Origin of the sequence: Streptomyces sp. NPDC060205 (assembly GCF_042728395.1) — a bacterium.
Lineage (GTDB): Bacteria > Actinomycetota > Actinomycetes > Streptomycetales > Streptomycetaceae > Streptomyces.
Genome location: NZ_JBHWZP010000398.1, coordinates 1 through 7,854, shown reverse-complemented (window position 1 = coordinate 7,854; position 7,854 = coordinate 1). Strand labels below are relative to the sequence as shown.

Below are 7,854 nucleotides of genomic sequence, written 5' to 3'. Positions count from 1 at the left end.
GGCCATCAAGTGGCCGGGCCCCTTCCGTTCGCTCAAACGACATCCGCTCAAGCGACCGCCGCTCAAGCCGGGCGCGGTGTCACCGCTTGTGCTGGGAGTCCGCCACCGTGACCTCGACGCGCTGGAACTCCTTCAGTTCGCTGTAGCCGGTCGTGGCCATCGCGCGGCGCAGGGCGCCGAAGAAGTTCATGGAGCCGTCGGGGGTGTGCGAGGGGCCCAGCAGGACCTCCTCGATGGTGCCGACGGTGCCGAGGTCGACCTTCTTGCCGCGCGGCAGCTCCTCGTTGACGGCCTCCATGCCCCAGTGGTGGCCGCGGCCGGGCGCGTCCGTCGCGCGGGCGAGCGGGGAGCCCATCATCACCGAGTCGGCGCCGCAGGCGATGGCCTTGGGCAGGTCGCCGGACCAGCCGACCCCGCCGTCCGCGATCACGTGCACGTACCGGCCGCCGGACTCGTCCATGTAGTCGCGGCGGGCGGCGGCCACGTCCGCGACGGCGGTGGCCATCGGGACCTGGATGCCGAGCACGTTGCGCGTGGTGTGCGCGGCGCCGCCGCCGAAGCCCACCAGCACACCGGCGGCGCCGGTACGCATCAGGTGCAGCGCCGCCGTGTACGTGGCGCAGCCGCCGACGATGACCGGGACGTCCAGCTCGTAGATGAACTGCTTCAGGTTCAGCGGCTCGGAGGCGCCGGAGACGTGCTCCGCCGAGACGGTCGTACCGCGGATGACGAAGATGTCGACGCCCGCGTCCACGACGGCCTTGGAGAACTGGGCGGTGCGCTGCGGCGAGAGCGCGGCGGCGGTGACCACGCCCGAGTCGCGCACCTCCTTGATGCGCAGCCCGATCAGCTCCTCCTTGATGGGAGCCGCGTAGATCTCCTGGAGGCGGCGGGTCGCGGTCTCCGCGTCCAGCTCCACGATCTCGTCGAGGAGCGACTGCGGGTCCTCGTGCCGCGTCCACAGGCCTTCGAGGTTGAGGACGCCGAGACCGCCCAGCTCCCCGATGCGGATGGCGGTCGCCGGGGAGACCACCGAGTCCATGGGAGCCGCCAGGAACGGCAGCTCGAAGCGGTAGGCGTCGATCTGCCAGGCGATCGAGACCTCCTTCGGGTCGCGCGTACGGCGGCTCGGGACGACGGCGATGTCGTCGAAGGCGTACGCCCGGCGGCCGCGCTTGCCGCGCCCGATCTCGATCTCAGTCACGTGTGTGGCCTTTCCCTCTTCGGTTCTGCGCGTTCCAGTATCCCCGACACATGCGGCGGGGGCGGTCCCGGAGTCCCCGAGACCGCCCCCGACCGTGGTGCCGTTACTGGCCGCGGCTGTAGTTCGGTGCCTCGACCGTCATCTGGATGTCGTGCGGGTGGCTCTCCTTGAGGCCCGCCGACGTGATCCGTACGAAGCGGCCCTTGGTCTCCATCTCGTCGATGGAGGCGGCGCCCACATAGCCCATGGTCTGGCGCAGACCGCCGACGAGCTGGTGCAGCACGTTGGCGAGCGGGCCGCGGTAGGGCACCTGGCCCTCGATGCCCTCGGGGACGAGCTTGTCGTCGGAGGCGACCTCGGCCTGGAAGTAGCGGTCCTTGGAGTACGACCTGCCCTGGCCGCGGGACTGCATGGCACCGAGGGAGCCCATCCCGCGGTACGACTTGAACTGCTTGCCGTTGATGAACTGCAGCTCGCCGGGCGACTCCTCGCAGCCGGCGAGAAGGCTGCCGAGCATGACCGTGTCGGCGCCGGCGGCCAGTGCCTTGCCGATGTCTCCGGAGTACTGCAGTCCACCGTCCCCGATCACCGGGACACCGGCGGAGCGGGCCGCGAGGGCGGCCTCGTAGATGGCGGTGACCTGCGGCACGCCGATACCGGCGACCACGCGGGTCGTACAGATGGAGCCGGGGCCCACGCCCACCTTGACGCCGTCGACACCGGCGTCGATCAGCGCCTGGGCGCCGTCGCGGGTGGCCACGTTGCCGCCGATCACATCGACGCCGACGCTCGACTTGATCTTCGCCATCCAGTTGAGGGCGTTGCTGTTGTGCCCGTGCGAGGTGTCGACGATCAGGAAGTCCACCCCCGCCTCGGCGAGCGCCTGCGCCCGCTCAAGGGCCTCGGGGCTCGCGCCCACGGCGGCGCCCACGAGGAGGCGGCCCTCGGCGTCCTTCGCCGCGTTCGGGTACTTCTCGGCCTTGACGAAGTCCTTGACCGTGATGAGGCCCTTGAGGATGCCCGCGTCGTCGACCAGCGGAAGCTTCTCGATCTTGTGGCGGCGCAGCAGCTCCATGGCGTCGGTCCCGGAGATGCCGACCTTGCCGGTGACGAGCGGCATCGGGGTCATGACCTCGCGCACCTGACGGGAGCGGTCGGTCTCGAAGGCCATGTCGCGGTTGGTGACGATGCCGAGCAGCTTGCCGTTGCCGTCGGTGACGGGGACGCCGCTGATGCGGAACTTCGCGCACAGCGCGTCGGCCTCGCCCAGCGTCGCGTCCGGGTGCACCGTGATCGGGTCGGTGACCATGCCGGACTCGGAGCGCTTCACGAGGTCGACCTGGTTGACCTGGTCCTCGATGGAGAGGTTCCGGTGCAGCACGCCGACGCCGCCCTGGCGGGCCATGGCGATCGCCATCCGGGACTCGGTGACCTTGTCCATGGCCGCAGAGAGCAGCGGGATGTTCACGCGTACGTTGCGGGAGATGCGGGACGAGGTGTCGACCGCGTTGGGCAGCACTTCCGACGCGCCCGGCAGCAGCAGCACGTCGTCGTAGGTCAGCCCGAGCGTCGCGAATTTCTCGGGCACTCCGTCGACGTTTGCAGTCATGACACCTTCCCCAAATGGCCTTGATCGGTGCGGATGTCCATGCTAACGGGAAGCATGGCTCTCTCATTCCACGGCCGGGAGCGCCCCTGGGCCTTGTAGGTTCCTACGGGCCGGACGGCCGCCCTGTTCAGCGTGCCGCCCGCCTCCATACGTACCGATGAGTGCGTACCGATGAGTACCGCCGCGTACCGGCGGAAGAACCCGCCCCCGCCATGAGCCGCACGCCCCCGGGCGCGGCCCGGAATCCCCGTGAACGCGGTCCCGAGTCCAGGTGAAGCGGGCTCCCGAAGGGGAAGCCGCTACTGCTCCGCCAGGGCCCGCAGGCGGCTGAGCGCCCGGTGCTGGGCCACCCGGACCGCGCCGGGTGACATTCCCAACATCTGTCCGGTCTCCTCGGCCGTGAGGCCCACCGCGATCCTCAGCAGCAGAAGCTCCCGCTGGTTCTCGGGGAGGTTGGCCATGAGTTTCTTCGCCCACGCGGCGTCGCTGCTGAGCAGGGCGCGCTCCTCGGGGCCGAGGGAGTCGTCCGGCCGCTCGGGCATCTCGTCCGACGGCACGGCCGTCGAACCGGGATGGCGCATCGCGGCCCGCTGCAGGTCGGCCACCTTGTGACCGGCGATGGCGAAGACGAAGGCCTCGAAGGGGCGCCCGGTGTCCTTGTAGCGCGGCAGTGCGAGCAGCACCGCCACGCAGACCTCCTGCGCCAGGTCCTCCACGAAGTGCCGCGCGTCACCCGGAAGCCGGGACAGCCGCGTACGGCAGTAGCGGATGGCGAGCGGGTGGACATGGGCGAGCAGGTCGTGCGTGGCCTGCTCGTCGCCCTCGACCGCGCGGTGGACGAGCGCACCAATCGCCCCATGGGCATTGGCAGCCTCGTCGTCACGCATCGGTCCATGGTGCCTTGGCGTCGTTCGTTCCGTGGCACCGCGTCCGTAGTTGTGCACCGAAGCGTTATGAGCAGGTGCGCCGGAACTCATCTCCTGCGCCCTCCCCTCCCGCTCGACCGACTTGTTCCCGAGGAACTCCACACCTCAAGGATGCGGCATCCGCCGGGAAACGGGGATCGGGTGCCCGAACGGCCCCGTTCCATGCTCTGGCGGGCCCGGCCCCGCCCGCCCTTCGGCAGGCGGGGAAACCCGTGCCCCCGCGGCGGTTCACCTAGCGGACCAGGCCCCACCGGAATCCGAGCGCCACCGCGTGCGCGCGGTCCGAGGCGCCGAGCTTCTTGAAGAGCCGGCGGGCGTGCGTCTTGACCGTGTCCTCGGAGAGGAACAGCTCGCGGCCGATCTCCGCGTTCGACCGGCCGTGGCTCATGCCCTCCAGGACCTGGATCTCACGCGCGGTGAGCGTAGGCGCCGCACCCATCTCGGCCGACCGCAGTCTGCGCGGCGCGAGCCGCCAGGTCGGGTCGGCGAGGGCCTGGGTGACGGTCGCCCGCAGCTCCGCGCGGGAGGCGTCCTTGTGGAGATAGCCGCGGGCACCGGCGGCGACCGCGAGGGCGACACCGTCCAGGTCCTCGGCCACGGTGAGCATGATGATGCGCGCACCGGGGTCGGCGGACAGCAGCCGCCGGACCGTCTCCACGCCGCCCAGACCGGGCATGCGTACGTCCATCAGAATCAGGTCCGAACGGTCGGCACCCCAGCGGCGGAGGACTTCCTCGCCGTTGGCCGCCGTGGTCACGCGCTCTACGCCGGGCACGGTCGCCACCGCACGGCGGAGCGCCTCTCGGGCAAGCGGGGAGTCGTCGCAGACGAGGACGGATGTCATGGCCGTCCTCCGCAGCTGATGCGCGTCACCTTGGGCCTCCAGGCTGGTACGAAATCGTCACCTGTGCGGTCGACCGACTCGGACGCTTGCCCGAGCGTTTGTTCCTTCAACCGCCTCGCACACTCAACGACGGTCACTCGAAAGAGTTACGGGGCGGTGAGCCACGTTCGGCACTCTACGTGAGGGCGCGGACACGGTGCAGACACGTGCGGCAGACCCTCAAGGTTTCATCACAAGCTATGCCCCATTCAGCCGCTTTTCGTTCCATTTATTAGTGTCTGGGGCTAGATTCGCAATGAGTCATATTTTCATCTCCTTAGATCGTAGATGTACGGTGATGGGCACGTAACCGACCAAAACGGCTACAAGGGGACACAGCAATGGCAGATTTCTCCCGCCTTCCCGGACCGAACGCGGATCTGTGGGACTGGCAGCTCCTCGCGGCGTGCCGCGGGGTCGACAGCTCGCTCTTCTTCCACCCCGAGGGCGAGCGCGGTGCGGCACGGAGCGCTCGTGAGAACTCGGCCAAAGAGGTCTGCATGAGGTGCCCGGTGCGAGCGGAGTGCGCCGCGCACGCGCTGGCGGTGCGCGAGCCGTACGGCGTGTGGGGCGGCCTGACCGAGGACGAGCGCGAGGAACTCATGGGGCGGGCGCGCAACCGCCTGGTCTCCGCGTCGAGCGGAGGCGACCCGTCACACCACTGAAGGAACGTTTCTCCGGACCGACACGCGCGCGTGTGCCCCTTCTTCACGTCCCCCACGGCATACCCCGCGTCCCCTGAAGGCAGGACCCCGCGAAACCTGGTCCCGTGGAACCGGGTTCAGCGGGCGGCGGCCCTGGCCAACTGGTCCAGGGTGGCCGCCACGGCGGGCACCTGGGCCAGATCCGGCAGCGTGAGCGCGACGATCTCCCGTCGCAGCGCGGGCTCCACCGTCACTGTGCGTGCACCTTTGGGGCGTACGGATTCGATGGCCAGTTCGGGCAGGACCGCGACCCCGAGGCCCGCCCCGACCAGACCGACCACTGCCGGATAGTCGTCGGTCGCGAAGTCGATGCGCGGGGTGAAGCCCGCGCTCTCGCAGACCTCGACCAGCTGGGCCCGGCAGCGCGGGCAGCCGGCGATCCACGGCTCGTCGGCGAGGTCGCCGATGGCGACCGTGCCCGCCCGGGCCAGCCGGTGTCCCTCGGGGACCAGACCGACGAGCCGGTCCGTGAGCAACGGCCGGACCACCAGGTCGTCCCACTCCTCCGAGCCCGCCGAGCCCGCCGCGGCGCCCGCGCCCTCGTAACGGAAGGCGAGGGTCACGTCGCAGTCGCCCTCGCGCAGCATCTCCACGGAGCGCGGCGGCTCGGCCTCCTCCAGGGAGACCCGGGTGCCGGGGTGGGCGGCGCGCAGGGCGGCGAGCGCCGTCGGGACGAGCGTGGAGCTCCCGCTGGGGAACGACACCAGGCGCACCCGGCCCGCGCGCAGCCCCGCGATCGCGGCGACCTCCTCCTCGGCGGCGGTCAGCCCGGCGATGATGCCCGCCGCGTGCCGCGCGAGGGCCTCGCCTGCCTGCGTCAGCCGCATCTCACGGCCGGTGCGGATGAGCAGCGGTGTGCCGACGGATGCTTCGAGTGCCTTCATCTGCTGGCTGACTGCGGGCTGGGTGCAGCCCAGTTCGCGCCCCGCCGCCGAGAAGGAGCCGGTGGCGGAGACGGCGCGCAGGACGCGTAGATGACGGGCCTCGATCACCCTTCGAGCATAAGCGAATCTTGGATACGGCGACGAATATCGCATCGACGCTTTTGGCCCGGATCGCCTAGCGTGCCTTCATGAAGCTTCTGTCTCTGAATCTGGGGCGGCCCCGGGCCGTCGACTACACGGACCAGGCCGAGGGCGTGACCGGGATCGACAAGCGGCCGGTGGACGGGCCGGTCCGGGTCGCCGCGCCCGGGCCCAAGGGCGTCGGCGGGAGCGGTCTCGCCGGGGACGCCGTGTGCGAGCTGCGCCACCACGGCGGCGACGACCAGGCGGTGTACGCCTTCGCGCGCGAGGACCTCGACGACTGGGAGCGCGAACTGGGGCGCCCGCTGTCCAGCGGGATGTTCGGGGAGAACCTCACGACCGAGGGTGTCGACGTGTCGGGGGCGAGGATCGGGGAGCGCTGGCGCATCGGCTCCGAGGTCGTGCTCGAAGTGACGTCCGGCCGGATCCCCTGCCTCACCTTCCAGGGCCACCTGGGCGAGAAGGGCTGGGTCAGGCGGTTCACACAGAAGGGGGCGTCCGGCGCGTACCTGCGGGTGATCGAACCCGGGGAGATACGGGCGGGCGATCCGATCGAGATCGTGCACCGGCCGGACCACGAGGTCACCGCCGCCCTCCAGTTCCGCGCGGTCACGCTCGAACGGACGCTGCTGCCACGGGTGCTGGCGGCGGGCGACGCCCTTCACCCCGAGGCGCGGGAGAAGGCGCTGAGGTACGTCGAGAAGTACGGCGGTCACTAACCTTGGGCCATGACAACGGCTTTGATTACGGGATCGACAGCGGGCATCGGTGCCGCCTTCGCACGGCGGCTGGCCGCCGACGGGCACAACCTCGTGCTGGTCGCGCGTGACACCAAACGGCTCGGCGAGCAGGCGACGGAACTGCACGACCGGCACGGCATCGAGGCGGAGGTGCTGACGGCGGACCTGGCGACGGACAAGGGCATCGAGGCGGTGGCCGCCCGCGTCGCGGACCGCAAACACGCGGTCGACCTGCTCGTCAACAACGCGGGCTTCGGCAACAAGGGCCTGTATCTGGACGTACCGATGGCGGACGAGCTGAAGATGCTCAAGGTGCACTGCGAGGCGGTGCTCCGGCTCACGTCGGCGGCGGCCGAGGCCATGCGGGAGCGCGGACGCGGCGGGGTCGTCAACGTGGCGTCGACGGCCGCGTTCCTGCCGCGCGGCACGTACGGGGCGTCGAAGGCGTGGGTCGTGCAGTTCACGCAGGGCGTGGCGAAGGACCTGGCGGGCAGCGGCGTCCGGCTGATGGCGCTGTGCCCCGGCTTCGTGCGGACCGAGTTCCACGAGCGGGCCGGGATGGGCACGGACGACATCCCCAACTGGATGTGGCTGGACGCCGACAAGGTGGTCACGGCCGCGCTCGCCGACCTGGCCCGCGACAAGTCCCTGTCGATCCCGGACCCGCGCTACAAGGCGCTGATGGGCGTGGCGAAGGTGACCCCGCGGGGCCTGCTCAGCGGCATCAGCTCGAAGACGGGCCGCAAGTACGGCCCGAAGTGAG

At 70.5% G+C, this 7,854-nt stretch carries 8 protein-coding genes; 3 read left to right on the top strand and 5 right to left on the bottom strand.

Annotated elements, in window-relative coordinates:
* Nucleotides 1–79 precede the first annotated feature (79 nt).
* The 4 genes from ACFWGJ_RS39040 to ACFWGJ_RS39025 all read right to left on the bottom strand — a co-directional run bounded on the left by ACFWGJ_RS39040 (nt 80) and on the right by ACFWGJ_RS39025 (nt 4,583).
* Nucleotides 80–1,204 (bottom strand): GuaB3 family IMP dehydrogenase-related protein, encoded by a 1,125-nt coding sequence (locus ACFWGJ_RS39040; protein WP_107015689.1) that lies wholly within the window; start codon nt 1,202–1,204, stop codon nt 80–82.
* A 103-nt stretch (nt 1,205–1,307) separates the two neighbouring features.
* Nucleotides 1,308–2,813 (bottom strand): IMP dehydrogenase, encoded by a 1,506-nt coding sequence (guaB, locus tag ACFWGJ_RS39035; protein WP_107015688.1) that lies wholly within the window; start codon nt 2,811–2,813, stop codon nt 1,308–1,310.
* Between the two features lie 299 nt (nt 2,814–3,112).
* Nucleotides 3,113–3,700, bottom strand: coding sequence for a sigma-70 family RNA polymerase sigma factor (locus ACFWGJ_RS39030; protein ID WP_387333703.1), 588 nt, complete (start codon nt 3,698–3,700; stop codon nt 3,113–3,115).
* Nucleotides 3,701–3,971: 271 nt separating this feature from the next.
* Complete coding sequence (locus tag ACFWGJ_RS39025; protein WP_003948568.1) at nt 3,972–4,583, bottom strand: response regulator transcription factor; 612 nt, start codon at nt 4,581–4,583, stop codon at nt 3,972–3,974.
* Nucleotides 4,584–4,963: 380 nt separating this feature from the next.
* Here ACFWGJ_RS39025 and ACFWGJ_RS39020 point away from each other — a divergent pair, with 380 nt between their 5' ends.
* Nucleotides 4,964–5,287, top strand: coding sequence for a WhiB family transcriptional regulator (locus tag ACFWGJ_RS39020; RefSeq protein WP_107015686.1), 324 nt, complete (start codon nt 4,964–4,966; stop codon nt 5,285–5,287).
* Nucleotides 5,288–5,403: 116 nt separating this feature from the next.
* Here the strand turns inward: ACFWGJ_RS39020 and ACFWGJ_RS39015 are convergent, their stop codons facing one another.
* The gene (locus tag ACFWGJ_RS39015; RefSeq protein ID WP_387333702.1) at nt 5,404–6,318 is read right to left on the bottom strand and encodes a LysR family transcriptional regulator; all 915 of its coding nucleotides are present in this window, start codon (nt 6,316–6,318) and stop codon (nt 5,404–5,406) included.
* A gap of 80 nt (nt 6,319–6,398) precedes the next feature.
* On the opposite strand from ACFWGJ_RS39015, the gene ACFWGJ_RS39010 reads away from it, so the two are divergent.
* Nucleotides 6,399–7,070: an MOSC domain-containing protein gene (locus ACFWGJ_RS39010; protein ID WP_387333701.1), complete on the top strand. Its 672-nt coding sequence runs from the start codon at nt 6,399–6,401 to the stop codon at nt 7,068–7,070.
* Between the two features lie 9 nt (nt 7,071–7,079).
* Nucleotides 7,080–7,853: an SDR family NAD(P)-dependent oxidoreductase gene (locus tag ACFWGJ_RS39005; RefSeq protein ID WP_387333700.1), complete on the top strand. Its 774-nt coding sequence runs from the start codon at nt 7,080–7,082 to the stop codon at nt 7,851–7,853.
* Nucleotide 7,854: the final 1 nt, after the last annotated feature.

Bases quoted from the DNA above. Each gene is read 5' to 3' on its own strand.
- ACFWGJ_RS39020 (WP_107015686.1), top strand. From the start codon at position 4,964: ATGGCAGATTTCTCCCGCCTTCCCGGACCGAACGCGGATCTGTGGGAC.
- ACFWGJ_RS39010 (WP_387333701.1), top strand. From the start codon at position 6,399: ATGAAGCTTCTGTCTCTGAATCTGGGGCGGCCCCGGGCCGTCGACTAC.
- ACFWGJ_RS39005 (WP_387333700.1), top strand. From the start codon at position 7,080: ATGACAACGGCTTTGATTACGGGATCGACAGCGGGCATCGGTGCCGCC.
- guaB (WP_107015688.1), bottom strand. From the start codon at position 2,813: ATGACTGCAAACGTCGACGGAGTGCCCGAGAAATTCGCGACGCTCGGG.
- ACFWGJ_RS39025 (WP_003948568.1), bottom strand. From the start codon at position 4,583: ATGACATCCGTCCTCGTCTGCGACGACTCCCCGCTTGCCCGAGAGGCG.
- ACFWGJ_RS39030 (WP_387333703.1), bottom strand. From the start codon at position 3,700: ATGCGTGACGACGAGGCTGCCAATGCCCATGGGGCGATTGGTGCGCTC.